Raw genomic sequence first — 26266 nt, 5'->3', positions numbered from 1 at the left:
TTATGTACAATAAAGTTTGTGTGATAAGGTCAGACACGGATCATGTACTTGCAGTCGTATTAGCTACTGTACTGCCCGCGGTATCAAAATACCATCGGGACGGCAGTTCATAATCCAGACTATCACTATATGACGTTGGCAGGAAGAACTTAGTACCTCTGTCATCAAGGGCTGCTGTAAAGCCAGGATCTATTGCCTCCAGTTTTACTTTCGTTTCGTCGGCAGATACTGATTTACCGATACGATAGAGAGCAAACTGTTTGTTATACAGAGCTGATGTCGAGTCTGGATCAATTGCCAGTATCCTGTCATAACATTCCACTGCAGCATCTACCTCACCCATTATGTTCAATATAAAGCCCTTGTTATACAATGCAGTAATGCATAAAGGATCAAGTTCCAGGGCTTTATCATAATAGTAGACAGAACCCTTATAGCTACTTCTCATATACGATAGCATGCCCAGATGATACCATGCAGATACACTTGCCGGATCTTCTGCTGCTGCCGCTTCGAAACATATTGTAGCAACATCAAGATCACCCATCAGATAATAAGTGAAACCTTTGCTGTTCAGTGCTTTCACATTGGTAGGCTCAAGTTCCAGTATTGAATCGTAAGTTGCAATTGCTTCATCATATCTTTCAAGGAGAGTATAGATGGAAGCTTTTCCAAAGAGTGTGATTGAATCAGCCGGTGTTACATCAAGTATCCTGTCATAATACTCCAGTGCAGTATCATACTCACCAAGACTTACTGCTGCATTGCTTTGCATCTTAAGCACGGATACGTTGCCAGGATCATACATAAGCACACGGTTGAAAGAATCTATAGAATTTTCATAGAGTCCAAGATTATATGCTGCTGAACCTGCCTTGTACCAGACATCTGTATTCTGGGCGTCATTTTTGAGGATAGACTCATAGGATTTGAGAGATTCAGTGTACATTCCCAGATTATCATAAGCCATTGCCTCATAATAAAGTGCATCCTGATTATCAGGATCCTGCTGAAGCACCCTGGAGAATGATTCCACAGCTAACTGGTTGTCACCATTATTAAAGTGAGACAGACCTTTACTGTACCACGCATCTTTGTCAGATGGATTAAGTAACACTGCCTGTTCATAGCAGGTGACGGCATTTGAATATTCACCCAATTGTTCGTAAGAAGATGCAAGGCTTACCCATGCTTTGGACGAGGACGGATTAAGAAGTAAAGCTGTAGTGTATGATTCTACTGCCTGGTTGTTCATGGATAAACGTTCAAGAGTCAAACCTCTGGAAACCCACACATTATCATACGTGACTACATCACCTAATATCTCAGCATCATTTAAATTGGTGGAGTAAGAGCCTTCAAAGGGATTTGATGAATACCATATAAAGATGTCAGAACTGAAAATATTATTGTCCATAACACCAAAAACCGTTGAAGGAACAACATAAGAAGAACTCTTATTCGCACTATCAAGAATCTCTCTGTTCACTTCAAGCTGGAATTTTGCCACGGCGTTAGTCGGGGCGATCTGCAGTATCTGTTCATAACAGCTTATAGCTTCTTCATATTCACCAATCTTATTCAATGCATTTCCTTTCCTGAGTAATGTATCAATGGAAGCGGGCTGCAGTTCAAGAACCTTTGAATATACGTCTACAGATTCATCATACTTTTCCAGATTATCAAGGTCAAGAGCTTTGTTATAATAGGCTGCTGTGAAGTTAGGTTCCAGTTGCACCGCTTTAGTGTAAGCCTTTTGAGCAGAGCTGTACTCACCCAAACGATCATAATCCAGTGCAAGATCATAATATACTCTTGGACATGAGTCGTCTACCTTAACTGCTTTTTCATATGAACTTACAGCTTCATCATACATTCCGAGGTTCTCATAAGAAACTGCCATATAATACCATAATTGAGGATGATCGTATTCAGTTGCAGCCGCATTATCTAATGCTTCAATTGCACTTTCATAGTTGCCCATCTTGTAGAAAGCAAGACCCTTATTATACCAGATAAGTGCGGAATTAGATTTGATATCCGACGTTTCTGAAAAACAGTCCGATACTTCTACAGGCATTCCAAAAAGTCCGGCTCCTGCACCATAAGTACCTGAAGCCTTTTTATCAGTGCCCGCCAGAAGTGCTTTATCATATGCATCAATGGCTTCCTGGTATCTTCCCAGGATGTCGAGAACAGCACCTTTTCGGGTCCATACCTCACCATTTTCAGGCTCATAAACAAGAACCTGATTATAAGCTTTAAGTGCAGATGCATAATCTCCAAGCTCTTCATAGGTAGTCCCCATCTTGTACCATATATCGACAGCATACGGATCCAGTGCCAGGTAAGCATTATATTGTAGTACCGCAAGATCGGACTGGCCCATTTTGTCAAGGTCAACTGCCTTGTTATAGATAGCATTGATATTTTCAGAATCGTAATAGATTGCCTCATCATAAGCAGAGATGGCAGCATTGTAGTCATCCAGTCCGTCATATGCCATTCCTTTTCCATACCAGTACTTTGAGTTATCAGGTTCAATCTCAAGTGCCCTGTTATAATAATCAATCGAATCGTTGTACTTGTTCAGTTTATAAAGACTGGCTGCCTTCATTGAGAATTTTGAAGATTGAGACTCTGCAAGATCAATAACCTGATCATAATAATACATGGATTCATTATATCGTCCAAGGTCTTCAAGAGAAACTGCTTTTTGGTACCAGACGCTTGGCAACCTTGGGTCAAATGATATGTCAGGAGTTTTACTGTCATCTGAAATATCGACCAACGAAAAAATACCAATGTCAAAGACTGTTTCATAATCGAGTGTGCTTTCATTGACAATCAGCACAAGTGATCTGTTGTAATATTCAATGGCTTCTTCATCCTGACCCAGACTGGAAAGGACCATACCTTTTTTGAAAAGGGCTGCAGGTGAATCAGGATAAATGGAAAGTATACGGTCAAATACTTTTGAAGCCTCATTGTAATCACCCGCCAGATAAAGCGTGGAGCCTTTGTTATCAAGGGCCTGAATGTAATCAGGTTCTGCCTCAAGTGCTTTATTATAATAGGCAATAGCCTCATCATACGATCCGTTTTCAGCCATAGAAACTGCAATTGAGTTGAAATCCCTGGCTTCCTGACCCAGACTGTTAGCTAAAGGACAAAAAAAGATCAAAGCCAACAGGAGTATTATGCCGAGGACAGAGTTTTTAAAGACCATAACATTACCTGACTAATGAGATGTTTTACTAATAATTGTAATCCGATATAGTAATCAAAAGTATTTACATATATCTAATTTAAATTGTCGCTCGTAACTGATTATCATGGCGTGAAGAATATATTAAGAGGGATGAAGAAAAGGAGATCAAACATTGGCAGGCATTAAAACTTTGAGAGAATCAGGACAAGCACAGAAAGAGATAAAGAACTCCATATTTATTGCCTATGCCATTCCAGTGGAGACCGAAGAAGAGGCGAAATCATTTGTATCTTCCATCAAAGAACGCCACCATGATGCAAACCACAACGTTTCAGCATACCTGATAAACAGGGACAACATGCTTGCAATGAAGTATGATGATGATGGTGAACCTGCCGGAAGTTCAGGAAAACCTGTTTTCAAGATCCTTGAGATGAAGGAACTAAGCAACGTTGCAGTCGTTGTAACCCGGTATTTTGGAGGGGTCAAACTTGGATTCGGAGGACTTGCCAGAGCTTACAGGGAGGCGGCCATTGAAGCCATTGAAAATGCAGGTATCATCGAAGTTACTGAAAAGTCTGTAGTGAAAATCGAATCAGATTATTCTGATATGGATACTGTTTCCAGGTTTGCAGAACAGTACGGCACGATATTAAAAACAGATTTCTCAGAAGTTGTTTCTTTTACAGTGGAAGTAGATTCAGATTACAAAGATAGTTTTCAGGAAAAGCTTATTAACATAACCAAGAACAGGGTTACTATTATATAGATACTTCCACCTAAAAAGCAGGGTCAATAAAATCATTAAATATTATTTTTCTTGGAAAAATAAATAGGAAGATTTATTTGTTTACTTTATCATCATTAAATAAACCGAGAGCAACATGTCCAAAAGAGCAAGAGATATGGCATACAGGCACTTCAACAAAGGAGTAAGCCTTATTGAGAAGGGACAGCATGAAGATGCACTGGAAATTTTAAAACAGGCAGCTGAGCAGGCAAAACATGCCGATTCACCGCAGATTGAGGTTGCAGTGTTGCAGACATATGCAGACCTGCTATTCTCACAGGGGAAAAAAGAGGAAGCTCTGGAAAGATACGTAAAAGCTGCAAATATTGTTGAAAGTGAGCCAGATTACCTTTTGCCGGAGCAGAGAGCTAATATGTTCAGTAACATGGCACTTGCACTTGAGAATGCAGGAAGGAAAATGGAAGCTGGGGACAGGTATGCTATTGCTGCGCAGAACTATCGGGACCTTGTGCAGAAAGATCCTTCAAACCAGTCACATATCACCAACATGATATCCACTCTGAATAATATGGGTGCCCTGTTTGCTGAAACCGGAAAATATGAGAGGGCATTTGATGCTTTTGAAGAGGCTCTTGAACTTCAGGAAGGATCTGATGCAGAAAAACACGATGATAACAGCAATCTGCAAAAGAAAAAAATCATTCGTGAGAACCTATTGAACATTCCTCTGGAAAATGCATCCGAAATGGAGAAAGAAAAATACGAAAAACTGCTGCAGTTGTATATGGAAGAAGCGGAAGATGAAGGGAGTAACTCCCTGAAAGTTGCTGCCATCCTGCAAAACAGCGCCCATATACTTGAAAATGAAGGCCGGGAAGATGCTGCACTCTCTAAATTGAAAGAGGCACTGGAAATTGCTTCTGCATTCATTGACAATGAAAAAGAGGATGACTCTGGCAGGAAGATAAGCATCGGTATCCTGAGAGATATGAACAGGCTTCTGGAAGCAGAGGAAGATACTCAGAAACTGATGGAAAAATACGGACTAATACTTGATGCATCAAGAAAAATACTTGCCTCTGAACCTGAAAATACTTCATACCAGCTTAATGTGGCATTCTCACTTGATATTATTGGAAATCTCCTGAAAGATTCAGATGATATAGAAGGTGCGATTCGAAATATAGAAGAAGCAGTAGATATTGTTGTAAATATCCTTCAAAGAGAAGGTGATGACAATAATACAATCCATGCTGCAGTAGCTATTATTGAAGACATGCTGGCTTTTGCAGAGCTTAAAAAAGAAAACGAATCTAAACTTGATCTATACAGACAACTTGGAGATAAAATAGGAAAAACTGGCCAGGACAACCTTGAACTCGGACTCATCAGTGCAGATATGTGCAAAGAAACAGGACTGATACTTGCTGAAGAAAAACGATATTCTGAAGCCCTTGAGAATTTCAGGAAGGCCTTATCCATATATGAGACCGTGAAGCATGCAACTGGAGATGATTCTAAGATGAATGAGGTTCTGAAGAACACAGCAAAGGTACAATTTGATCTTGGGCGCTATGATGAAGCTTTGATCAGCTATATGGAACTTATAAAGAGTGGTGAAACAGACAGGGACATTAAAGACAATATAGACATCATTCTTTTAGAGCTTGAGAAGAAAGCAGACCATACCGGTGATGTTGATTTCATCGCAAAGGAATATGACCGTATTCTTGAGATCAGAGCAGAACTGCTTGGTATTATCCCTGACCTGGAAGGAAGGAACGCAGGAAGAATGAAAGAGATACAGGGAAAGAAAGCAGACATAATGGTTGCAATGGGACAGTTAATGGACGCACTGAAGCTTTATGAGCAAATTCAGGAGGATGAAGATTCAGGCAGATACATTCCTAAGATCATAAAACTGCTTGAGAAGATGGAAATGTCTGCCTCAAATAAGCAGATCGACAAGAAACTTGAGACCCTGGAATTCCTGCTATCAAAATACAATGCCCTTGCAGAAAAATATCCTGACAACATCCAGATACTTGTAAACAAAGCATCTGTCATCGATGGAATTGCATATACTCTTTCAGAGAAGGGAGAAACAGAAGAATCCGGTTACATGTGTAATTATGCACTTGAAGCATATTCAGAACTTGCTGCTCTGGAACCTGAAAATATGTATCCGGTTGAAAGGATTGCAGCACTAAACACAAGACTTGCCGAGCTGGCAGTAGGGGCTGGAATTGCGAACGAGGCAGAAAAGAGATTCCTTACTTCCCTGGAAACCTACAGGAATCTTATGAATGCTGACCCTTCAAATGTTGAATATGAACTTGACCATGCAGGTGTACTTGATGGCATGGGTGCCTTTTTCCTGAATGCAGGAATGTATGGTGAAGCAAAGAAAAGTTATGAGAACGCACTGCGATCATACGCTGCCATCATGGACCAGAATCCTGAAAATAAAACATACCGATCCTATGTGACAATAACCCTTGAGAATCTGGGCTACGTGCTTGAGCTCATGGGAAGAAAAGATGATGCAAACTGGATGTATGAAAGTGCAAAAAGAATAGAAGAAGGTAACTAAGGCATTGAGTAAATGAAATGACAATAACTCCGCATTCTGTAGAATGCTATTTTACTCCCTGCCTTTGCTCATACTCATGATTGACGGAGGGAATGTGGGTAGTGCAACTTGAAAATATTGAGGGGAATATCTCCATCCCACATTCCTATGCAATCCAATCCGTTTTTTTGGCGGGTTTGATGATGTCCATATCGTACCATTTTGGGACATTTCTCTGTCACATGCCTGCGTTTTGGCTGTGACTGCATATTCTACAAATATAACATACTATATAAATATATCTATACAATGGTATATAGTGATTATCATTATGATGATGTATTTGGCATATTTACAAACATCATACATACAGAAAAAAAGTTATGTAAGGCCACCAGAATCCTGCAGGAACCGAAGCCATCTTCGCGCTTCAGCCACACGTTCCTTAAAAAAGATATTATGAAACTCTTTTTCTTTCATTTTTACAGTCCCGTCCTCTACTTCCCTGAGATCCATAATGGCTCTTAAAATTCCTCCGGTTTCATTGAAAATAGCCTTTGCTTCTTTTCTTGTGAGTTTCTCAGTCTTGAGCTTTGTTTCGTCTTCCTGCTCTTTTTCCCGGAGATAACTTATATACTCCTCAATATGCTTTCTGTCTTCATCGGTAATATTGTCTTTATTTATCAGTTCCCATACACGTTCGTGCAAATTACATTTTTTGTCTTTAATTTCAATAGAGTATGGAATTTCTTCTCCTACCCAGAAAAGCCTGGAATGCAAGGCTGTAAGAAGTTGTTTCCTTTCCCATTCTGATAATGTATCATCCTTCACTGACATATTGACATTTCCATAGATTTATACAGATTAACACTGCTGACTTTGAATAAGTTATAAAAATACAGCTTCTGAGATATACATCCAAGTATCTTTAAATAAAAATAAGTTTTGTTATCTTACAATATTATGGAGAACTAAGGTAACGAGATAAAATGGATATAACAATTCCTGAAGAACTACCGGATAATGCTACTACTGAACAGCAGCCCAATTATGAGGAAATGCAGAGTAACAGAAACCTTTCATGGCTTAAGGTCTTCACCGGAGGATTACTTCTCTATATATTCGGAGTTTTTGCACTTGCTGCTACCCGTAATACCAATATATTCCCCACTGTTGTAATGCTTGGGAATTTTCTAGTACCTATTACTTATGTTGCTTTCTTCTACCAGAGAAGGCACCTTAGCAAACTGGACATGCCAACAACCGCATGGGCTTTTTTCTACGGAGGGATGCTGGGAGTACTGGCAGCAGCTACTCTTGAACCGATATTCCTGTCACAAAAGTCATTATTTTACTCATTCGAAGTGGGACTTATCGAAGAGTTTGCCAAAATAATCGGAGTACTTATTATTGCTAAACGCTGCTTCCATGATTCCGAAATGGACGGACTTATCCTCGGAGCCGCTTCAGGAATGGGGTTTGCAGCTCTTGAAAGTACAGGATACGCGTTTACAGCGTTCCTAAATAGCGGAGGAAGCCTTTCGCAAACAGTCCTGATCACTCTTGTAAGAGGACTTATCGCACCTATCGGACATGGTACATGGACAGCAATTCTTGTCAGTACCATGTTCAGAGAGAGCGGACCCCGCAAATTCCATATTAACCTCAAAGTTATTGGAGGATACATTACAGTAGCTGCCCTACATGGATTATGGAACGGACTACCTGAAGTACTATCATTGTTCCCTCAGACCGCATTCAATGTATTCACCGGTCAGATATCTGTCGCTATTGTAGGATTCTACCTGCTGTGGAGGCACTACCGTGAAGCCAAAAGACTCCAAACAGAACGTCTCAGACAGGGAATCCAACAGTCCGGATGCTGGAAATAAGTTTAACAATTATATTGGTAGAGGCTGAATTAAAAAAGAGTTCCCAGAAAAAGATAGAATGGGACATTGATGTTTCAATACTAACTAACAGGTTCATTCTCAATGAGCTACTGAGAGTGCTTGGAATTGCCACACTGATCACAGCAGCTATTGTAGCACTTACCATACTTCCATCAATCCTTAGTGGAAGCGCATATTCCACAAGCGGCAATTTAAGAGATATGAATTATGCACTTATGTTGATAGGGATATTGTTCCTGTTTACAGCACTATTTATTATTGCAGATTACGGCAACAAATACAGGCTATCCTAAAATCTTGACAGCGAATCAGTAAGTACCATCACCAGAGAGAAACAGAAAGCAAACAACAGTAAAATCAATTTCCTGCTCATATTCGCGAGACTACTTCCCGGAAATCCAACTGTGTCTGGCACAGGATTCTTGGCAGCTTCGCATCAGAACCAGGAATTGAAATGGAAGAATATATCCAAAATTACCTTTTATCCTAAATCTAAGACAATTGCCCTGAAAGCAGGATTTGCTGAAAAGAGTATTGTGTTCTGAACACTTGAAAATTACGATTTTGTGGAGAAATTTATCAGAAACATGTGCAAAGATGATTGCAGGATACGGGAAAAATAAGACGGATCAATCGTCCTCATATTCATTTTCTTCAGGCATGGAATCTTCCTCGCCCCACACTTCATTCCATGCATCTTGTATATGCATTGCCTGCATTCCAAGTTCCAGTGGAGGTATAATGTCATTTTTGGGAGTATCACCAATTGATATCACTTCACTGGCTTCAAGCCCCAGAAGTTCCAGAGCTTTCTCAAAGAGACGTTTATCAGGTTTTTTATAACCAAGGTCTGATGAGAAGATAATATGGTCAAAATACTGATGAAAACCCAGAAAACGCAGTTCGGGCTCTGAAAATACGCGCTGTCCGTTGGAAACTATGCATTTTGGAATATCCTGGTATTTCTCCAGCAGCATAATACTTTGGTTGTATGCTTCCAGTTTGCGTAAAGAAGCCGACCTGAAAAGACGGGAAGCTGCTACTGCCAGTTCTTCCTCATCGATATCCCATATCGAAAAATCCCTGCATATGGACTCAAAGACCTTCTCAACTTTAATTTCCGGGTAAGCCTCACCTGAACTTTCTGCCATGGCTACTGCCCTGTTTTTGTATTCATCTTTCAGTCTGAGAGCATCAATGACCACGCCTTCATACTTCAGCCACTTGCTCACCGTATCGTACGTATCAAAACTGTTTTCATCCGTGATGATATTGATTAATGTGTGGTAACAATCGAATACCATTCCCTTTACTTGAGGGCTTTCAGACATTCTAAGGCCTCCTTTAAAAGATAGTTGTAATGAGGATAACGGCGATGCAACCTTGCAGACCTCAGCAGGCCCAGGCTCATGAAGAAAGGAAGGGTACGTGTCACATAATGAAAATCCTCTTCATTCCTGCTATAATGCCAGAGGAAATGACCGATATATGGCTCTGCATTGTTTCCCGACCCTTTATTGAGTTCAAAATAATTCTTCAGTTCCGAGCACATTATCCCAAGGTCCCTTACAGCATTGCCGTTCTCCCAGGAACTTTCAAAATCCAGGGCATAAGGTACTCCATGCCTGAATATATAATTACATGGCGTTGCGTCCCTGTGTACCATGCATCCTGAATATCGATCTATAAGGGAGCTGTGCCACCATTTTCCCAGTAGTTCATTGAAACGCTGCCTTGTGGAATGGTCCAGACGAAGCTGGTCGAGCACATGATGAAAATTCGCAAATTCACGTTCCTTGTTGTAATACCCTTCAGTATTGTCATGGAGCCTGCGAAGCATATGTGCAACTGATGTCAAACGGTCATAAAGATGCTTTTCACTTTCCATATAGGTGAAAAGGGACTTACCTGATATGTATTCCGTCACAAGTACATAATTCATGTCGCTGTTTATGGCTATTGGTCTTGCAACATTGATGAATTGTTCCACTCTTTTGAGGTTATTGAATTCATTTGTCATTGCCTCATAAGCATTGTACCTTTTCATCTTACCACATGGTTCACCGAAGAATTTCGCAATCACACTGTAATGCTCATCCCTGAACTTATATCTGCAAACAGTATGCGAGGATGGGGAATACTTGAATACGTCAACTGCACAGTTCTTATTGCGTATCCTGTCACCAAGTATCCAGACGAGCCAGTCCCTGAAATAGTCTCCCGGATAAAGAGTATTAACATAGGTCTTCAAAGCCGCGATTCTCCATAATTAATAAGGAGGACCTCACGACTATATGTACTTGTCCTTTATATTTTCAGAGTGAAGAAGAGCATCTTTTGTATGGATTTTAAAAAGGAATATTGACAACATATCCAGCTCCCCGAAAGGGACAAGCATCTCATTCCGTCATCCAGGTCGAACATGTATATCCCATCGACACTATCGGACAGAGAAGAGAAAGAGAAGGGCAAAACTGCCCTTTGTTATGAAACGTTCACAAGAGACTCAGTCAAAACATGGGTGTTGAAGGCATTCTTTAAGGAGAGAGAACCTGTCCACCATGCCCACAAGACACTTATCCTTTGTGACGCATATGCGCCCAATATCATAATCGATAAGGGCTTCGATCGCCTTGGACACCGTTATTCCGGGACTTATCGAGTAAAGCGGAGTTATCATCAGTTTTTCCACCTTTGGAGAGTCCACAGCCACGCTGTCGTGGGCTTCGCTCGAATGGTCGATGGTTCGGGCAAAACCGGCCTTCAGTATCGCACCTCTTGTGATGATTCCCATTACCTCATCCTCGTGTGATATTACAGGAATTCCAGTGTAATCCCATTCAAGCATGTTACCCCATATCTTTGCAATGCTGTCATCAGGATAAGCTGTTATAATCCTGGTATTCATGACATCAGCTACTGCTTTCGGCTCCATTTTTGATATGTGAGCATTCCTCAGTATGTTCTTATCGCTTATTATACCCATAATGGTTCTGTCAGTTGAGGATCTTACAACTGCACAGCGGTGCTGCCTTGCCTGAAGAAGAAGTTTTGCAGCTTCTCGCACATCAGTATCTGGAGTAATAAGAGGAGTCTCACGTATGTAACCCCCTACAGTTACATCTGATTTGTTTGACTTTACTCTCAATATATCCTGATCATCTAGCATTCCAAGTACAGAACCGTTACCATTCAATACCGGAAGTCCATGCAGATTGTTATCACGCAATACCTGCCGGGCATGTGTCATGAGATCGCTCTCTTTCACACAGACCGGGTCTGTGGTCATTATATCTCCGACTTTCATTGATTCACTCCCTGAATGTGAACTTATCTTATGCTGAACTGTGGCTTCCCCTGCGCACAGACAGCCATTCACTCCATAATATAATATGCTTCACAAGTATTTGAAACTAGAGACTGGATGCAAGGTGGGGATATATCATCCGTTAACTATTAAGTAAAAGGAAACAAAGCAGGATTATGAGCTATTCAATTCCTATGATCATTATCCTTGTAATACTTCTTGCAGGACTTGTAATGTCGTATTTTGCTTTCAAGCTCAAGAAAGAAGAGTACAAGCGTACAGGAAAATATCCCAGAGGCCATTATATGGGTTATGGACTTGCAGCTGGCATTGCAATTGCTATCCCGATTGCATTGCTTCTGAATAACATATTCCTGGGGTATATGATAGGTCTTGTAATTGGAACTATTATAGGAAACCATTATGAGAACAAACATGAGCATGAATTAAGACCTCTTACACCAAAGGAAAGAGAACTCAGAAAGAAAATAGTCCTTATATTCGGAGCCCTGTTAATACTCGGAATTATTATGTTTGTAGCAATGGTGCGTTTTGGTATCTAAATGCCACCTGCACCAAATACTTTTTTCAGTTTTATTCAATCCATACCCTTGTATTCATGCAGCAGTTTGACGTAAACAGCTGCATTCTCTTTTATACCAACGACCTCATCGTCTGAAAGCTGCCTGACAACCTTTGCAGGAACCCCCATGACCATACTCCTCGCAGGAATTTTCTTCCCCGGCGGCACAAGTGCATTTGCACCGATGATGCAGTTCTCTCCAATCTCCGCACCGTCCAGTATTGTTGAGTTCATCCCAATGAGAACATTGCTGGCAATCTTACAGCCATGAACCACGGCACAGTGACCAATTGTCACATCATCTGCAATCTCAACACCAAATTTTTCGGACGTGTGAATGACAACATTATCCTGAACATTTGACCTTTTTCCAACGCGAATGGAGCTAACATCACCACGTATTACCGCGCCGAACCACACGCTGGAATCTTCTTCCAGAACAACATCGCCAATCACAGTTGCGTTGTCAGCTACAAAAGAAGAATCAGAGATATCAGGACTTGAGGATTTGAATTTAAGGATCATTTGAATCACGTTTTGCAAGAGAGATTAGCAAAAATGATTTTAAAATCATTTATGAGTATCAGAGTTTTGAGAATCTTCCTTGTTCTTAGGACTTTCTTCTTCCCTTTCTCCAAAATCAATTATCAGATGATTACATCGTCCGCTTTTTGCTCCACATATCTTACAGTATCTTGGCATGGAATTCTCCTCCTCAAGTAATTAGGACTTGTAAGTAAAATAAAGCTGTGGGTGTTTTTAGAAAAGATTATTCCAATGAACCGAAGAACAAAATCATACCATAATCTCAGTAAAGGTCAGTTCTTAGATTCTGTAGAATAGAACCTTTTTGTTTGATCTCTTTTGCCTTATCAAGGTCAATTTCCCCTATAAGAACTGTTTCCTCACTTCCTGCTTCCTCCAGGATACGACCCCAGCCATCTGCTATCAAAGAGCCGCCGGGATAGATTGTGCGCTTTCCTCTTCCAACCCTGTTGCAAGCGACATGAGGAAGTTGATTTTCAATTGCCCTGGAAATTGACATGATTCGCCAGGGATGAGCATAAAAGTCCGGGATCTCGGCTGATGATACAAAAATATCTGCACCTTCAACTGCCAGTTTTCGTGCAATTTCAGGGTAGCGAAGTTCATTACATACGATGAGTCCGACTGAAAGGTCGTGCTTTTTCAGTTTGATGGGACCGATACTGCCCCCGGATGCAAAATATTCTTTTTCCGGTCCGTAAAGCTGAACCTTGCGGTGTGAGCCTGCCAGTTTTCCTGACTCGATGCAGAAACCCAGATTGTATTGAGATGGAGTCTGATCTTTTTTGTTTGTTGTATCCTTTTCTCTTCGTTCTATGATTGAACCTGCAAGGATACAGCCATGTTCCTTTGAAAAGTCACAGAGGGCATCAATTGTCGGACCCGGAACATCTTCTGCAAGCTCTTCGATCCGTTCATAGCAAAAACCGGTGGAGAACACTTCAGGGAAAACAAGCAATTCGGCTTCCCTGGAAACTGCTTTTTCTGCCATCTGAAGAGCACGCTGAATATTATCATGCTTTAAGCAAACTGAGACATTCATCTGGATGCAGGCAACTTTCACTGTTTCACTCACCTTTCAGAGAGGTATAAAGAGAGTTCACATGATAAAGATAACCTGTAGTTAGTGCTATTTTTGGTTATCACAAAGAAGTTTTAAAATCAGTTGCATCAGCAACTATATATCGGTTGGTGGGATATACAGCCGCAAATCGTTGTGTCTGCAACTAATTGACCCGACACTATAGAGAATCAAAACAGGTGTACAAATAATGCATGATAATGATTTCAGTGGAAAGTTCATCTCATATCTCCACCGATATGGACAGATCTATATTGATAAAAAAATGGAACCATATGGCATAGGAAGTGGACAATTCTCTTTTCTTGTGCAATTGTATCATGAAGATGGTGTCAATCAGGAATGTCTTTCAAACTACCTGAAGATCGATAAAGCCACAACTACGAGGGCCATAAAAAAACTTGTTGATGAAGGTTATGTTTTCAAAAAGATCGATGAGAAAGACAGGCGATCATACCGGATATTTCTTACAGATAAAGGGAAAAGGCTGGAACCTGATATGAAAAAGATAGCCACTGAGTGGGAAAATATCCTTTTTTCTAATCTGGATAGAACTCAAAGAGAAGATATCATTAGCTCACTTGAAACTATGTTCAAAAACGTATCCGAAAGACTGCAGGATAAATAGGCAATATTATGCAATTTAAAAAAACTCACCTTTTAATGCTTTGTGTCACTGCTTTTTTTGCAATGGCAGGTAGTGCTATTTTAGCACCGGTGTTGCCAGATATGGTGACACCTCTGAATACAACATCCCACGAGATCGGGCTGATGATCTCGGTATATACCATTTCAACAGCCATTTTTACATTGGTCATCGGACATTTCATTGACCGTGTGAAACGTAAGAGTATACTTGCCCCATGCCTCATACTCTATGGCCTGATGGGGCTTATCAGTTATTTTGTAGCTGATCTGCAAGCACTTCTTGTAATGAGGTTTATACAGGGAATAGGTGTCGCAGGAATGATGTCTTTGTCTATGCTAATCGTAGGAGATGTGTACAAAGGCCATGATAGTTTACATGCAATGAGTAGAGTTAGTATGGCTATTGCCATTGGTACAGTATCTGCCCCTCTCATAGGCGGAGGGCTGGCAATTATGGGATGGAACTACCCGTTCCTTTTCTATGCACTTGCACTGCCATTCGCTGTTCTTGTGATTTTTTTCCTTCCGGAAACAAGTGTAAAGAAAGAAACTGATAGCCATAGCGGCATAATCAATGTATTTCCAGCACTTAAAGATCTGCGAATACTATACACAGTCTTCCTGAGCTTTGCTATTTTCTTCCTATTGTTCTCAGTGATCATCTACATGCCATTCATGCTCAAGGCTGTGTTCGGTTATACGGCAAAACAAGCAGGATATGTGTTGGCTTTCGAGGGAACGGCCGTCATTATAATGGCATCCCGTGTAAAGGTCCTGGTCACAAAGTATTCGATGATACAGGTTATTACCGCTGGTTTTGCACTTGTCGGATTGGCAATATTATCTATTCCATTTGCGAATTCAATTGTAACAATTCTTCTTTTAATGTTGGTATTTGGTGCAGGTTATGGGCTTGCCCAAACCACGAATGATGCACAGATCATTCGTATCTCACCCTCTGAATCAAGAGGAGGAGTGTTATCTATGCACAACACTATGAAGTACACCGGCCAGAGTCTTTCACCTATAGTGCTTGGTATAGTCCTGCTGCATTCTGACATCAACACGGTCTTTACGATATCAGGAATACTGGGGTTGCTTATTGCTCTGACAACCTACCTGATGAGGAATAATTTTGATAAAACAGGTGACGTACATGTCAAAAATAGAAGGGCATCACTGCCGTATTCAGTCTCTCCTGAGCCTTTGGATGATAGGTAGATTCCAATAGGAAATTTGATTGAAACTTTCTCCAATAGTTGTTGATTAATGGTTGGGTAACTTATCTACTCAACCATACATAGTATTTATAAGTAAGGGTGATTGCTCAGTTTCTTGTTGGGAAAAAGAAAACTCTTGATTTTAGCAAACCTGCTTATAGTGTTGAAAGGCAGGATTCAGATGACATCAGGCAGAAGATACTGAGTATATCTTACTCTGAATGGAGGAAAGTGGATTTTCAAAAAGATGCAAAAGGCTTCAGTAATCACTTCTTTTTCTCTAAAATTTCCTCCATCATCTCGATCTGAATTTCCTGAATTTCCATGAACCTCTTGAATTGGTACATAAGAAGATGGTCCATTTTTTCATGCAGGGTGCGGATTTCCAGCTCTGATTTAAGATTTACACGATAATCATATTCAGCCTGCAGACGATCCTTTGATTCCTGCCGGTTCTGGCTCATGAGAATAAATGGTGCCTGTATTGCAGCAAGACAGGAGAGCATCAGGTTCAGAAGAATGTAAGGATAGGGATCAAAAGGTTTTGTAATTAGCAGGAAGGAGTTTATAGCTATCCAGGAAAGCGTCAGTAATGTGAACGAGCAGATAAAGAACCAGCTTCCTGCAAAATCCGCAAGCCTGTCCGAGAGTCGTTCCCCAAAGGTCAGTTTCCGGTCAAATTCGAGATTGATGTTCTTTGAGAGAAATTCCTGTTCCCTGAGACTTTTCACAACCTCCTCTTCCAGCTTAGAAAGCTCACCTTTTTCAGTTTCAAGAAGATCGTTGATGTATAACTGCCTGAAATGATTAAGATCAGATATACATATGTGACCACCTGGTGAACATTCCGGATGTTCCTTAAGAATTATATCCAGAACTGACTTGCTCACAAGTTCCAGAGGAATTGTATCGGACATCTGCTTAGACTGACCGCATATCTCACAAGTTGCCATTTTCTGCTTCATCTGGCCACTCCACTCACCTTCTTAATTATCAGCAGTTTTGTCATTGAAGCTATTTCAAAACTTCCTTTCATCTATGAATGAATACTTAAAAACGATTACCCTTTAAGCAAAAATACCAATGCGGCTGCCGGGATTCGAACCCGGGTTAAAGGCTTGGGAAGCCTCTGTCATACCGCTAAACCACAGCCGCACATGAAAATAATACAATAAGTTGTATTGAATTTGCATCTATTAATTATTATTGATATCTGCAAAAAATACGGACAGGATTTCTTTATATATACATTCAGAGCCATAAAAAGAAAAAATACCACTTTTCAATTAATTATAAGGCAAAATAGCACAAAAGTATATGAGAAAATCAGATGAAAAAAAATGAACAGCTTATGACGCTTGGATGGAGGGAATGGGTCGCATTGCCTGAACTTGGACTTCCTGCCATAAAAGCAAAGGTTGACACCGGTGCAAGAACATCAGCATTACATGCTTTTGAGATCGATCGATACACAGAAAACAGTGTTGACATGGTCCGTTTTCTGTTACATCCAATACAGAAAAATCAGGATTTTGTAATTGAATGCACTGCTCCTCTAAAAGATAAACGTCTGGTGAGCGACTCCGGTGGGCATCGGGAAATGCGTTTTGTCATCGAAACCCTTATTGTAATTGGTACATATTCCTATCCTATAGAGCTAACACTTACTGACCGCGATACAATGCGTTTTAAAATGCTGCTTGGGAGAACTGCACTGGAAAACAGGGCAGTTGTTGATCCTGCTGCATCTTTTAAATGTGGAAAAAAGAACGCAAAACTTGTTTACGGATTAAAATAGAGGATAACAATGAAAATTGCTTTACTTTCAAGAAACAGTAAACTTTACTCAACAAGAAGATTAATTGAAGCGGCTGAAGAGAGAGGACACGAAGTTCATGTAATAGACGTATTAAGAGCTTACATGAACGTTACTTCACATAATCCATCCATTCACTACAAAGGAGAAGACCTCAAAGATTTTGATGCTGTAATACCACGCATCGGAGCATCAGTTACATCTTATGGTGCAGCCGTCCTTAGACAGTTTGAAATGATGGGCGTTTTCCCGCTAAATGAATCAGTAGCAATCACACGGTCCAGAGATAAACTACGCTCATTACAACTACTCTCCCGTCAGGGTATCGGCCTGCCTGTCACAGTATATGCCAACAAGCCAGATGATGTAAAAGATATGATAGAAATGGTAGGAGGAGCACCTCTTGTTGTAAAGCTCCTTGAAGGCACACAGGGAATAGGAGTTGTGCTTGCAGAAACACAGAAAGCTGCAGAAAGCATCATCGAAGGATTCATGGGTGTAAAAGCGAACATCTTAGTGCAGGAATACATAAAAGAAGCAAATGGAGCAGATATCCGTTGCTTTGTAATTGGAGGAAAAGTTGTAGCTTCCATGAAAAGACAGGGACCGGAAGGGGAATTCAGATCGAACATCCATCGTGGCGGAACTGCAACAACTATCAGAATAACACCGGAAGAGCGTTCAACAGCAGTCAGAGCTGCAAAAATAATGGGACTTAATGTTGCAGGTGTTGATCTTTTGCGCTCAAATCATGGACCTGTTGTAATGGAAGTGAATTCCAGTCCGGGACTTCAGGGAATAGAAAACGCAACTGGAAAAGATATTGCAGGCATGATTATCGAGTATATCGAAAAAAACAGCAAATTCGGTAAAACCGCAACCAAAGGACAAGGTTGATAATGCAGCCACCCATCACCATAGCAGGCACGACCATACAACCGGGAACAAGAAAATCTATCGAATTACCGATTCCCAGTTTTTATACTCATAAGGCGGCATCAATGCCTGTTCATGTAATACATGGAAAACGTGCCGGCCCATGCCTTTTAGTTTGTGCTGCAATACATGGTGATGAGATCAACGGCGTGGAAATAATCCGCCGTCTATTGAAACATAAAACAATAAACAATCTGAAAGGTACTCTTATTGCCATTCCGGTTGTGAATGTTTTTGGTTTCGTATCCCAGTCCCGCTATTTGCCTGACAGAAGAGATCTGAACAGATCATTCCCTGGCTCAAAAAAAGGTTCAATGGCATCCCGCCTTGCAAATATCCTGATAGAGGAAATTGTGGATAAATGCACCCATATAATAGACCTGCATACCGGAGCAACAGGCAAGGACAACCTGCCTCAGATACGTGCATTCCTTGAAGAAGATGAAGATATCGAAAAGTTAGCCCGTGCCTTTGGAGTACCGGTTATTATCCATACCGACATGCGTGACGGTTCATTGCGTGAAGCTTCAAAGAAAAGAAATATACCTGTATTGTTATACGAAGCAGGCGAAGCCCTGCGTTTTGATGAAGTAGCTATCAGGGCAGGTGTAAGGGGCGTACTTGGAGTAATGTCATGTCTGGAAATGAGGAGACCGGTAAACAAAAAGAAAAATTATAATACAGTTATATCACGGGAAACAACCTGGATACGTGCAAATGATAGTGGAATTTTTCGTTCAATTGTTCCTCTTGGAGCTTCAATTAAGAAAGGAGAGCTGCTTGGCTACATAAGTGACCCTCTTGGCGAAATCGAAACAAAAGTTACAAGTTCTGTTTTTGGAATAGTCATTGGAAAAACAAACATGCCGCTTGTACATGAAGGAGATGCCACATTCCACATAGCCAGATACCAGGAAGCAGAAGAAGTCTCTGGCTACATTGAAACATACAATGAAGAACTGGATTCACCTATAGAATGAAAAGGAAAGAAGAGAAAAAATAGCATTAAAAAAGTAATTCTAGAATGTGGATGTGAAGTGAGATTATGTCAATTCTCTCTTCAATATCTTATGAGCAATGTTGAGCTGCTTGAATTTCTCAACGTCCCCGGTTGGCTTGTCCGGGTGCAACTCTCTTGCCAGTATTTTGTACTTTTCATTTATGACTGTAAAGTCGGTCTCATCATGGTCACAGCCGAAAAACTCTCGTGCTTCCTGACGCCTCTCATAAATATCGGAATCCTCTCTGAACTCTGAAATGAACTCGGATAATGTGTTTTCCTCGGAAAGAACCCTGTTAGCCTCAAGCTCAATCACTCTGGACAGAACATAGAGATTCTCAACGTAGTTCTTTTGCATATTATGGCTATAATGCATGCGTTCATCTGCTATCCACCATGTAGCAGATGCCTTTACCTTTTTCATTGCCATACGTTCAAGAGGGATATCAATGTCATTTTCATTAACACCAATCTTTCTTAGAATAGTAATAATATTGTTCTGAAATTGGACAGCCCTTCTGGTACTGGCACCCTTTACAGACACAGAACCAATTTCATGTCCTTTAATTTTAAGCATTTTATTCACTCATTTTCGTTTTTGAAGTCTCCACTAGTCCATGCTCCTTTATATAACTATACGTATGATCTTAAATGACCATTCTTATCAATACACCACTAAAGCACATGCAGACACAAAAAAGAGATGAGTATCTCATTTTTGAATAAGAACAACACATTGAGATGAGGGAAGGTCGTATGAGAATATCCTATGGACCTGTGTGAGTGAAAGGAGAGGGGGTTAAAAATCCGATATTCTCATACTTCATCATCAAAAAAATTAGTAGAGGAATTTTACTCTGACGTTTATTCCTTTGAGTTCAGGAAGCCGGTTATAGCTTTACCAAGTTGCTTTGCTCCCTCAAAAGAGACTTCTTGGTCCTCCAGCTTGTTGATGCCTACGGAATCCACCGTTGCTTCGGGTCCGTAGATCATAGAGATGCCGCTAAGCTCGCACTCGTCACCATAACCGCAACTTACACATGGGACATTTCCGAGAATCTTCACATCGCCCACGATTTCCATGCCCTCTTCCTGCATATATGCAGCAACTGCATTCACAGCGGTCTCAGCAACCGGCGGTGCTTCAGGCATACATGGAACTGCCGAGGTGATGATGATACCTCCGGGCTTTCCTCTCATGTAACCATTCTTATGCCTGATGGCATAGAGACGCTCAAGCATTGCCTTGGTCCCGGAATCGATTGATGAGTAAGGCGTGTATCCTGCAACGATGAGGGCATCAGCATCCTTTATCTTCTCTGCGATCACATTACCGTCATCACCGATGATACAAACATTGGTATTTAGACATTTCAGGCATGCCTGACATGGTTTGATGGTATACTCACTGAGCTTGATGAATTCTGTATCCATACCGGTTGCTTCCAGTGCAACCTTAAGTGCCCTGTCTGTGTTACTGTCAGGTCTTGGTGATCCTGATATTCCTATTACTTTCATTTTTTAGCTCCCTTGATAGATGTCTGTCCGCTGCTGTCTGTCCAGACATTTTTGCTATACTTGCATTTTAGGAGTATACTCTAATATACTTAATCGGCACTGGAATGTACAAGAATGTGCTCATGTATACTGGAGTGACCTCAGACAATCACACAATTATACATCACCTATGGAATTGAACCCTATTTATATCTGAAAAAATAAATTGATGAATATGGCACCCAGAAGTTTCAAAGACGAGATATTGCGCAAGGCCTTTCACCTTGCATCCGTTGCTATCGTTCTGGTCTACTACTTTTTCGGAAAAACAATTGTTCTCTACTTCATGGCATCCTATCTTGTCATCGTCCTAATCATCGAGCACCTGCGCCTGGACCGTGGATGCAAATTACCCTTCGTGAATCACCTCCTACGTAGGGAGGAAGAGACATCAATTGCAGGACACATTTACTTCACACTCGGTGCTATCGTAGCAGTCTCCATCTTCAGTGAGAATGTTGCCTATGCAGCCCTACTCATGGCAACCTTTGGAGACATGAGTGCAGCACTGATTGGCAAAAAGTTTGGCAGGAGAAGAATATTCAGAAATAGTAAATCCCTTGAAGGATGCATTGCCGAATTCATTGTAGACCTTGTTATTGGCTACGTCTTACTTTCAAACCCGGGAATTGCACTTATTATGGCATTTGTTGCCACTGCTGTGGAAACCGGCTTTGAGAAAATAGATGATAACCTTGCAATTCCCGTGTTCTCGGGCTTTGCAGGAGAATTAATGGTGATGCTTACAGCCTATATGAACCTGTAGAGTTAAATTAAAGAGTTTTGTGAAAAATAAGGTTATTTACAGATACATTAACGAGTAATAATGGAGAAACGATGAAAAAACACGACCTACTAATCGACAACATCCCGGCTGTTTTATGGGGAAAAGACAGCTCAAAGCTGTTTGTTGCGGTCCATGGGAACATGTCACACAAAAAAGACACTCCTATTTCTATTCTTTCTGAAGAAGCAGTTCCCTTAGGTTATCAGGTACTTAGTTTTGACCTGCCACAGCATGGAGACAGAATAGATGAAACGACACCTTGCAAAGTTCAGAACTGTGTCAGTAACCTTTGTAAAATCATGGACTATGCACAAGCAAATGCTAACGAAATTAGCTTGTTTGCTTGCAGTATAGGAGCATATTTCAGTCTGCTTGCCTGTAAGGAGATTTCCTTGCACCAGTGCCTGTTCCTTTCTCCGGTTGTCAACATGGAACGTATAATTGAAAATATGATGACATGGTTCAATATCAGCGAAGAACAATTGAAGACTGAGGAGGAAATCCCCACGCCAGCGGGACAAACACTGTACTGGGATTACTATTGCTATGTAAAAGAGAATCCAGTTCTTCGATGGAATAGTCCTACTGCACTCCTTTATGGAAAAGAAGATAACATTTGCGAATACGATATTGTGAGTTCCTTTTCAAATAAATTCAATTGCAATCTGGAAGTAATGGAAAACGGCGAACATTACTTTCATACACCAGATCAGCTCAGCTATTACAGACAATGGTTATCAGAACATCTTTGCAAGTTGTGAATAATTGTCTGCAATCCAGTAGTAAAAAACAAATAAAAAACAAAAACAAAAGGAAGAGAATAGCAATCAAATGCTATTCTTCACAACACTTGCAATTGCATTTTCCATTATCTGCAAGCCTTCCATAATCTCATCTTCAGTTATATTCAAAGCCGGGAATATCCTTATTCCAATGCCCTGAGTCTGTGTTACAAGCAAACCTTTTTCCTGGCATTCATCCTTGACCTTCGTACAGACATCCTGATCCTTGAAATCGATCATTATAAGAAGACCTTTTCCACGGACATCGATAACTACATCTCCATATGAATCCTGCCATTCTTTCATATGACTCAAAGCCAACTTACCCAGTTTCTCCACATTCTCAGAGATATTGTTGTCAAGAAGGTATTTCACAACCGCATAGGAAACAGCACAACCAAGAGGATTTCCACAGTAAGTACCACCATGGTCGCCAATCTCAAGTTTCTCTGCAACCTCTTCGGACATTGCAAAAGCACCGAATGGGAAGCCGCCTGCAATTCCCTTTGCCATTGTCAGGAAATCAGCTTTTACGTTGTATCCGCCTGTGACAAAAGCAGGCCCTGTCCTGAAAAAACCAGTCTGTATCTCATCCATGATAAGCAGAATGCCATTCTTTTTACACAGGTCACTGACACCTGCCAGATACTCTTCGGAAGGTATACGAATACCACCCTCACCCTGGATCGGCTCGATAATAACTGCTGCAACACTCTCATCAAGAGCTTCCTCCATTGCACTCAGGTCATTGTATGGAACAAAGCGGTAATTGGGCATCAGAGGATTATACCTGTCCCTGTTCTTAGCCTGGCCTGTGGCTGATGCGGTACTAATTGTACGTCCGTGGAAACTCTGGTAAGTTGATACTATCTCCGGCCTGCCTGTCACCTTTCGGGCAAGCTTGATTGCAGCATCGTTAGTCTCAGCTCCGCTATTTGTGAAAAATATCCTTGTCAGGTGAGAAGGAAGAACTTCTGTAAGAAGTGACAGCAAACGTGCTCGTGCCGGTGAATATGTAAGTCCTGAATTGGGATTCTGGATAATCTTGCTTCCCTGATCTACCAGAGCATTAGTGATTACCGGATTTGCATGACCTATACATGTCACACCCCAGCCGGCTGTGAAGTCAAGATATCTTCTTCCTTCTTCGTCCCATACATAAACTCCCTCACCCATCTCGATGGAGATTTTCTGTTTCACGAAGAATGGTGCAAAATACTTGTCTTCTATTTCAATTGTGTCTTTGCTAGACATTGTTCATCACTTTCCTGTATAGATTTCAGGTCTATCCACAACAATCCCACTATTATCAGGGATGCGTTGTAATTATCTGTAGAAGATATTCAACCTTAATCAAGCTGTTGACCTTTGGGTTGAATTGTAAATACGAACATATAAACTCAGAATAAGATATAAACGACCTGCACTAAGAACATTAATTCGTTAATTACCAACTGGCATGAGCTCATTAAGCATCATACTTGTAATCTGGTGTCTTATCTGCTCCTTGCGATCAAAAGTGGACTTATAGTATACGGTAATCTTCACACCGTCGCGGTCTGCACCAAGGAAAAAGTTCACGCTTATATCAAGGCTATTCCACACTTTTTCTTTAAGGAACTCGATCTTTGCAGGCAGATTTTCCGGAACCTCATCCATACCAAAGTACATATCAAATTCATTTCTGAATTTGCCCCTGCCATAATTCTTAATGGGTTTTTCAAGGAAAACCTTGTTTGGTATCTTGAAATAATCTTCAGACATTTCCGGCATCGGACTCATAACCACATAGAAAAGTCCAATGTGTTTCACCTGCCCCTCAAGATAATCGTCTTCGCCTACCCTTATGTAATCACCTATCTTGAATGGCTTTTTGGTCAGCAGAATGAACCAGATGAAATATGAGAGAATGATATCCCTGATAGCGAACGCAAAACCCGTGGTAATCAGACCAAGGAAGAGAGCGATGTTACTCACTGTGCCACCGAAATATGAAAAAACCACCAGTGTCGCAATAAGATATACAAACCACAGGTACATCTTACCCATGAGTATACGCTCTTCAATTTCTCCTAATTCCTCAAAGTAATTAAGGAAACGATTCACGGTAATTTTTGTAAAAAGGGTTGCAATGGCATATGAAAGGAAAATTACCACAAGTGCCGTCAGAACCCCGATCAACACATCAGGAACATCAAATATCTGATGTTCATCAACAGCAATAATTCCCAGAGCAACGGCTGTGAGAAACACAAAGAACATAAAAAAAGTGTTCAATGATTTGTGAACCAGTTTTGATTTCACATAAATCAGTCCAGTTCGTGGTGTCTTTTTAGCCATGTATATCTTGCTCCTGTTACAGAGATTATTGTTTTTTTATACTCAATGGTTCAGGTATATCATTCTATCGACATATTTTGATTAAAAATAGCTGCTAGATGAAATAAAGAATAATGATAGGAAATTAGAATGTAATTAATGCATATACTATGCACATATTATTAAGTATTATGGTAATTTTATTACGCAGTTATAAGTAACATCGAGGTGATATATGAAGGGGAATTTACATGAAAACAAAGAATAAAATAATTATATTATTAGTCATCCTGCTTTCGGTTATTTCTGCCAGTGCATTTTTACATTCCAGAACACTCGAAAATCATGAAAATACCATTAATAAGACAAATGATGCAAATACCAGCAAAGAACAGAACCTAAGTACTTTATCAGAAGAACAGGAAAATATCACCTATCAAACAAGTGCTGTAAACCCTAAAATAGAACAAAGCACAGGAATTGTTTCTAAGGTTGACGTTGGTGCAGTTTCCCTTAAACTACCTGAAGACTGGGATTACAATGAAACTGTCACAATAGACACAGAAAAATTGAATTCTTTCGCAAGAAATGGAACTTTGAACATTGTCCTGATGAATGAAGACATTGATATTGTAATCCAAGTAGTCGATGACAGTGACCAGGATGTCATCCGGTACAAAGGTTTTGCACAAGAAAATCCCGATTACAACGTAGACATGTCACTCAGAGGGGAGGAAGTATATGCATCCATAACAACCTATGACAAAATGTACAATATCTTCCCTACTGATGTTGTAACTAACGGAAAAACTGTCCACTATGTGGCTGTTTACGACATAATTGATTCAAGGTCTGAGATGGAAAAGTATCCGATAGACCCTCTTACATTTGATATAATCAACGAAGACAGTCTGAATCATGAATTTGCTGTAGAGGTCTTTGATCCATATAACAAATCCATATTCAATGAAACTTATTTGCTAAACCCTGGTGAAACAATTCAATCACCGGAAATAAGCGAACAACTTGGATTGCATCATTATGTGTACTCACTGGATAATGGAGAAGCATTTGTGTTGTATGTAAGAGTTGAACGTGCAACAAATCTAGGTTCTTCTGAAAAGGTCTCATTTGAAATAACAAATGATCCTGCAAATCCATTGTTGGTTAGTACCACAATTGCATAATCTAACTTTTACAGATGGGAAAAACAGAAGAATAGAAACAAAAGTACCAG

At 40.5% G+C, this 26266-nt stretch carries 26 protein-coding genes and 1 tRNA gene; 13 read left to right on the top strand and 14 right to left on the bottom strand.

Features of this window, described 5'->3' with window-relative positions; all coding sequences use genetic code 11:
• Positions 1 to 40: 40 nt before the first annotated feature.
• A complete protein-coding gene (locus RE474_RS08620; RefSeq protein ID WP_309309974.1) occupies positions 41 to 3229 on the bottom strand; it encodes a tetratricopeptide repeat protein in 3189 nt (1062 codons plus the stop codon).
• Positions 3230 to 3383: 154 nt separating this feature from the next.
• Between RE474_RS08620 and RE474_RS08615 the strand changes: the two genes are divergently transcribed.
• Positions 3384 to 3980 (top strand): YigZ family protein, encoded by a 597-nt coding sequence (locus RE474_RS08615; RefSeq protein ID WP_309309973.1) that lies wholly within the window; start codon positions 3384 to 3386, stop codon positions 3978 to 3980.
• Between the two features lie 115 nt (positions 3981 to 4095).
• Positions 4096 to 6555, top strand: a complete 2460-nt coding sequence (locus tag RE474_RS08610) for a tetratricopeptide repeat protein (protein WP_309309972.1) — start codon at positions 4096 to 4098, stop codon at positions 6553 to 6555.
• A 360-nt stretch (positions 6556 to 6915) separates the two neighbouring features.
• On the opposite strand, the gene RE474_RS08605 is transcribed toward RE474_RS08610, so the two are convergent.
• Entirely contained in the window at positions 6916 to 7365 is a 450-nt protein-coding gene (locus RE474_RS08605; protein ID WP_438861571.1) for a DUF5788 family protein, read from the bottom strand.
• Positions 7366 to 7523: 158 nt separating this feature from the next.
• On the opposite strand from RE474_RS08605, the gene RE474_RS08600 reads away from it, so the two are divergent.
• Together RE474_RS08600 and RE474_RS08595 are read left to right on the top strand one after the other, a co-directional pair.
• Positions 7524 to 8426 carry a PrsW family intramembrane metalloprotease gene (locus RE474_RS08600; protein WP_309309970.1) on the top strand — a complete coding sequence of 301 codons (903 nt, stop codon included), beginning with the start codon at positions 7524 to 7526 and terminating at the stop codon, positions 8424 to 8426.
• A 14-nt stretch (positions 8427 to 8440) separates the two neighbouring features.
• Positions 8441 to 8740, top strand: coding sequence for a hypothetical protein (locus RE474_RS08595; protein WP_309309969.1), 300 nt, complete (start codon positions 8441 to 8443; stop codon positions 8738 to 8740).
• Between the two features lie 336 nt (positions 8741 to 9076).
• Here the strand turns inward: RE474_RS08595 and RE474_RS08590 are convergent, their stop codons facing one another.
• The 3 genes from RE474_RS08590 to RE474_RS08580 all read right to left on the bottom strand — a co-directional run bounded on the left by RE474_RS08590 (position 9077) and on the right by RE474_RS08580 (position 11754).
• Complete coding sequence (locus tag RE474_RS08590; RefSeq protein WP_309309968.1) at positions 9077 to 9778, bottom strand: HAD family hydrolase; 702 nt, start codon at positions 9776 to 9778, stop codon at positions 9077 to 9079.
• Positions 9757 to 10698 (bottom strand): phosphotransferase, encoded by a 942-nt coding sequence (locus tag RE474_RS08585; RefSeq protein WP_309309967.1) that lies wholly within the window; start codon positions 10696 to 10698, stop codon positions 9757 to 9759. The genes RE474_RS08590 and RE474_RS08585 overlap by 22 nt, the downstream gene beginning before the upstream one ends.
• 255 nt (positions 10699 to 10953) lie before the next feature.
• Complete coding sequence (locus RE474_RS08580; RefSeq protein ID WP_309309966.1) at positions 10954 to 11754, bottom strand: CBS domain-containing protein; 801 nt, start codon at positions 11752 to 11754, stop codon at positions 10954 to 10956.
• A gap of 176 nt (positions 11755 to 11930) precedes the next feature.
• Between RE474_RS08580 and RE474_RS08575 the strand changes: the two genes are divergently transcribed.
• Positions 11931 to 12317 (top strand): hypothetical protein, encoded by a 387-nt coding sequence (locus RE474_RS08575; protein WP_309309965.1) that lies wholly within the window; start codon positions 11931 to 11933, stop codon positions 12315 to 12317.
• 35 nt (positions 12318 to 12352) lie between these two features.
• On the opposite strand, the gene RE474_RS08570 is transcribed toward RE474_RS08575, so the two are convergent.
• The 3 genes from RE474_RS08570 to RE474_RS08560 all read right to left on the bottom strand — a co-directional run bounded on the left by RE474_RS08570 (position 12353) and on the right by RE474_RS08560 (position 13958).
• Positions 12353 to 12862 (bottom strand): gamma carbonic anhydrase family protein, encoded by a 510-nt coding sequence (locus RE474_RS08570; protein WP_309309964.1) that lies wholly within the window; start codon positions 12860 to 12862, stop codon positions 12353 to 12355.
• Positions 12863 to 12907: 45 nt separating this feature from the next.
• Positions 12908 to 13039, bottom strand: a complete 132-nt coding sequence (locus RE474_RS08565; protein ID WP_309309963.1) for a hypothetical protein — start codon at positions 13037 to 13039, stop codon at positions 12908 to 12910.
• A 106-nt stretch (positions 13040 to 13145) separates the two neighbouring features.
• Positions 13146 to 13958 (bottom strand): carbon-nitrogen hydrolase family protein, encoded by an 813-nt coding sequence (locus tag RE474_RS08560; protein WP_309309962.1) that lies wholly within the window; start codon positions 13956 to 13958, stop codon positions 13146 to 13148.
• Positions 13959 to 14154: 196 nt separating this feature from the next.
• Between RE474_RS08560 and RE474_RS08555 the strand changes: the two genes are divergently transcribed.
• Both RE474_RS08555 and RE474_RS08550 read left to right on the top strand, forming a co-directional pair.
• A complete protein-coding gene (locus tag RE474_RS08555; RefSeq protein ID WP_309309961.1) occupies positions 14155 to 14592 on the top strand; it encodes a MarR family winged helix-turn-helix transcriptional regulator in 438 nt (145 codons plus the stop codon).
• A 62-nt stretch (positions 14593 to 14654) separates the two neighbouring features.
• Complete coding sequence (locus tag RE474_RS08550) at positions 14655 to 15833, top strand: MFS transporter (RefSeq protein ID WP_309309960.1); 1179 nt, start codon at positions 14655 to 14657, stop codon at positions 15831 to 15833.
• A 265-nt stretch (positions 15834 to 16098) separates the two neighbouring features.
• Here the strand turns inward: RE474_RS08550 and RE474_RS08545 are convergent, their stop codons facing one another.
• Together RE474_RS08545 and RE474_RS08540 are read right to left on the bottom strand one after the other, a co-directional pair.
• On the bottom strand, positions 16099 to 16797 hold the full coding sequence (locus tag RE474_RS08545) for a DUF1003 domain-containing protein (protein ID WP_309309959.1): 699 nt from the start codon (positions 16795 to 16797) through the stop codon (positions 16099 to 16101).
• A 119-nt stretch (positions 16798 to 16916) separates the two neighbouring features.
• Positions 16917 to 16987: transfer RNA gene (locus RE474_RS08540), tRNA-Gly, on the bottom strand.
• Positions 16988 to 17162: 175 nt separating this feature from the next.
• Between RE474_RS08540 and RE474_RS08535 the strand changes: the two genes are divergently transcribed.
• The 3 genes from RE474_RS08535 to RE474_RS08525 are packed head-to-tail and all read left to right on the top strand — an operon-like array spanning position 17163 to position 19564.
• Complete coding sequence (locus tag RE474_RS08535; RefSeq protein ID WP_309309958.1) at positions 17163 to 17630, top strand: ATP-dependent zinc protease family protein; 468 nt, start codon at positions 17163 to 17165, stop codon at positions 17628 to 17630.
• 9 nt (positions 17631 to 17639) lie between these two features.
• On the top strand, positions 17640 to 18545 hold the full coding sequence (gene rimK / locus RE474_RS08530; protein ID WP_309309957.1) for a 30S ribosomal protein S6--L-glutamate ligase: 906 nt from the start codon (positions 17640 to 17642) through the stop codon (positions 18543 to 18545).
• Positions 18546 to 18547: 2 nt separating this feature from the next.
• Complete coding sequence (locus tag RE474_RS08525) at positions 18548 to 19564, top strand: succinylglutamate desuccinylase/aspartoacylase family protein (RefSeq protein WP_309309956.1); 1017 nt, start codon at positions 18548 to 18550, stop codon at positions 19562 to 19564.
• A 63-nt stretch (positions 19565 to 19627) separates the two neighbouring features.
• Here the strand turns inward: RE474_RS08525 and RE474_RS08520 are convergent, their stop codons facing one another.
• A complete protein-coding gene (locus RE474_RS08520; RefSeq protein ID WP_309309955.1) occupies positions 19628 to 20161 on the bottom strand; it encodes a J domain-containing protein in 534 nt (177 codons plus the stop codon).
• 287 nt (positions 20162 to 20448) lie between these two features.
• Positions 20449 to 21102: a flavodoxin family protein gene (locus RE474_RS08515; protein WP_309309954.1), complete on the bottom strand. Its 654-nt coding sequence runs from the start codon at positions 21100 to 21102 to the stop codon at positions 20449 to 20451.
• A 214-nt stretch (positions 21103 to 21316) separates the two neighbouring features.
• Between RE474_RS08515 and RE474_RS08510 the strand changes: the two genes are divergently transcribed.
• Both RE474_RS08510 and RE474_RS08505 read left to right on the top strand, forming a co-directional pair.
• Positions 21317 to 21907: a diacylglycerol/polyprenol kinase family protein gene (locus tag RE474_RS08510; RefSeq protein WP_309309953.1), complete on the top strand. Its 591-nt coding sequence runs from the start codon at positions 21317 to 21319 to the stop codon at positions 21905 to 21907.
• Positions 21908 to 21978: 71 nt separating this feature from the next.
• The gene (locus RE474_RS08505) at positions 21979 to 22689 is read left to right on the top strand and encodes an alpha/beta hydrolase (RefSeq protein WP_309309952.1); all 711 of its coding nucleotides are present in this window, start codon (positions 21979 to 21981) and stop codon (positions 22687 to 22689) included.
• Positions 22690 to 22755: 66 nt separating this feature from the next.
• Here RE474_RS08505 and RE474_RS08500 read toward each other — a convergent pair whose 3' ends face one another.
• The gene (locus RE474_RS08500) at positions 22756 to 23964 is read right to left on the bottom strand and encodes an aspartate aminotransferase family protein (RefSeq protein WP_309309951.1); all 1209 of its coding nucleotides are present in this window, start codon (positions 23962 to 23964) and stop codon (positions 22756 to 22758) included.
• A 189-nt stretch (positions 23965 to 24153) separates the two neighbouring features.
• Positions 24154 to 25050, bottom strand: coding sequence for a mechanosensitive ion channel family protein (locus tag RE474_RS08495; protein WP_309309950.1), 897 nt, complete (start codon positions 25048 to 25050; stop codon positions 24154 to 24156).
• A 230-nt stretch (positions 25051 to 25280) separates the two neighbouring features.
• Between RE474_RS08495 and RE474_RS08490 the strand changes: the two genes are divergently transcribed.
• Positions 25281 to 26216, top strand: a complete 936-nt coding sequence (locus RE474_RS08490; RefSeq protein WP_309309948.1) for a hypothetical protein — start codon at positions 25281 to 25283, stop codon at positions 26214 to 26216.
• The last annotated feature ends 50 nt before the right edge of the window (positions 26217 to 26266 follow it).

The sequence above is a fragment of the Methanolobus sediminis genome, assembly GCF_031312595.1.
GTDB lineage: Archaea > Halobacteriota > Methanosarcinia > Methanosarcinales > Methanosarcinaceae > Methanolobus > Methanolobus sediminis.
This window is presented reverse-complemented; position numbering and strand designations above follow the sequence as displayed.

Bases quoted from the DNA above. Each gene is read 5' to 3' on its own strand.
- RE474_RS08620 (WP_309309974.1), bottom strand. From the start codon at position 3,229: ATGGTCTTTAAAAACTCTGTCCTCGGCATAATACTCCTGTTGGCTTTG.
- RE474_RS08610 (WP_309309972.1), top strand. From the start codon at position 4,096: ATGTCCAAAAGAGCAAGAGATATGGCATACAGGCACTTCAACAAAGGA.
- RE474_RS08600 (WP_309309970.1), top strand. From the start codon at position 7,524: ATGGATATAACAATTCCTGAAGAACTACCGGATAATGCTACTACTGAA.
- RE474_RS08590 (WP_309309968.1), bottom strand. From the start codon at position 9,778: ATGTCTGAAAGCCCTCAAGTAAAGGGAATGGTATTCGATTGTTACCAC.
- RE474_RS08580 (WP_309309966.1), bottom strand. From the start codon at position 11,754: ATGAAAGTCGGAGATATAATGACCACAGACCCGGTCTGTGTGAAAGAG.
- RE474_RS08575 (WP_309309965.1), top strand. From the start codon at position 11,931: ATGAGCTATTCAATTCCTATGATCATTATCCTTGTAATACTTCTTGCA.
- RE474_RS08570 (WP_309309964.1), bottom strand. From the start codon at position 12,862: ATGATCCTTAAATTCAAATCCTCAAGTCCTGATATCTCTGATTCTTCT.
- RE474_RS08565 (WP_309309963.1), bottom strand. From the start codon at position 13,039: ATGCCAAGATACTGTAAGATATGTGGAGCAAAAAGCGGACGATGTAAT.
- RE474_RS08555 (WP_309309961.1), top strand. From the start codon at position 14,155: ATGCATGATAATGATTTCAGTGGAAAGTTCATCTCATATCTCCACCGA.
- RE474_RS08550 (WP_309309960.1), top strand. From the start codon at position 14,655: ATGGCAGGTAGTGCTATTTTAGCACCGGTGTTGCCAGATATGGTGACA.
- RE474_RS08545 (WP_309309959.1), bottom strand. From the start codon at position 16,797: ATGAAGCAGAAAATGGCAACTTGTGAGATATGCGGTCAGTCTAAGCAG.
- RE474_RS08535 (WP_309309958.1), top strand. From the start codon at position 17,163: ATGAAAAAAAATGAACAGCTTATGACGCTTGGATGGAGGGAATGGGTC.
- rimK (WP_309309957.1), top strand. From the start codon at position 17,640: ATGAAAATTGCTTTACTTTCAAGAAACAGTAAACTTTACTCAACAAGA.
- RE474_RS08525 (WP_309309956.1), top strand. From the start codon at position 18,548: ATGCAGCCACCCATCACCATAGCAGGCACGACCATACAACCGGGAACA.
- RE474_RS08520 (WP_309309955.1), bottom strand. From the start codon at position 20,161: ATGCTTAAAATTAAAGGACATGAAATTGGTTCTGTGTCTGTAAAGGGT.
- RE474_RS08515 (WP_309309954.1), bottom strand. From the start codon at position 21,102: ATGAAAGTAATAGGAATATCAGGATCACCAAGACCTGACAGTAACACA.
- RE474_RS08510 (WP_309309953.1), top strand. From the start codon at position 21,317: ATGGCACCCAGAAGTTTCAAAGACGAGATATTGCGCAAGGCCTTTCAC.
- RE474_RS08505 (WP_309309952.1), top strand. From the start codon at position 21,979: ATGAAAAAACACGACCTACTAATCGACAACATCCCGGCTGTTTTATGG.
- RE474_RS08500 (WP_309309951.1), bottom strand. From the start codon at position 23,964: ATGTCTAGCAAAGACACAATTGAAATAGAAGACAAGTATTTTGCACCA.
- RE474_RS08495 (WP_309309950.1), bottom strand. From the start codon at position 25,050: ATGGCTAAAAAGACACCACGAACTGGACTGATTTATGTGAAATCAAAA.
- RE474_RS08490 (WP_309309948.1), top strand. From the start codon at position 25,281: ATGAAAACAAAGAATAAAATAATTATATTATTAGTCATCCTGCTTTCG.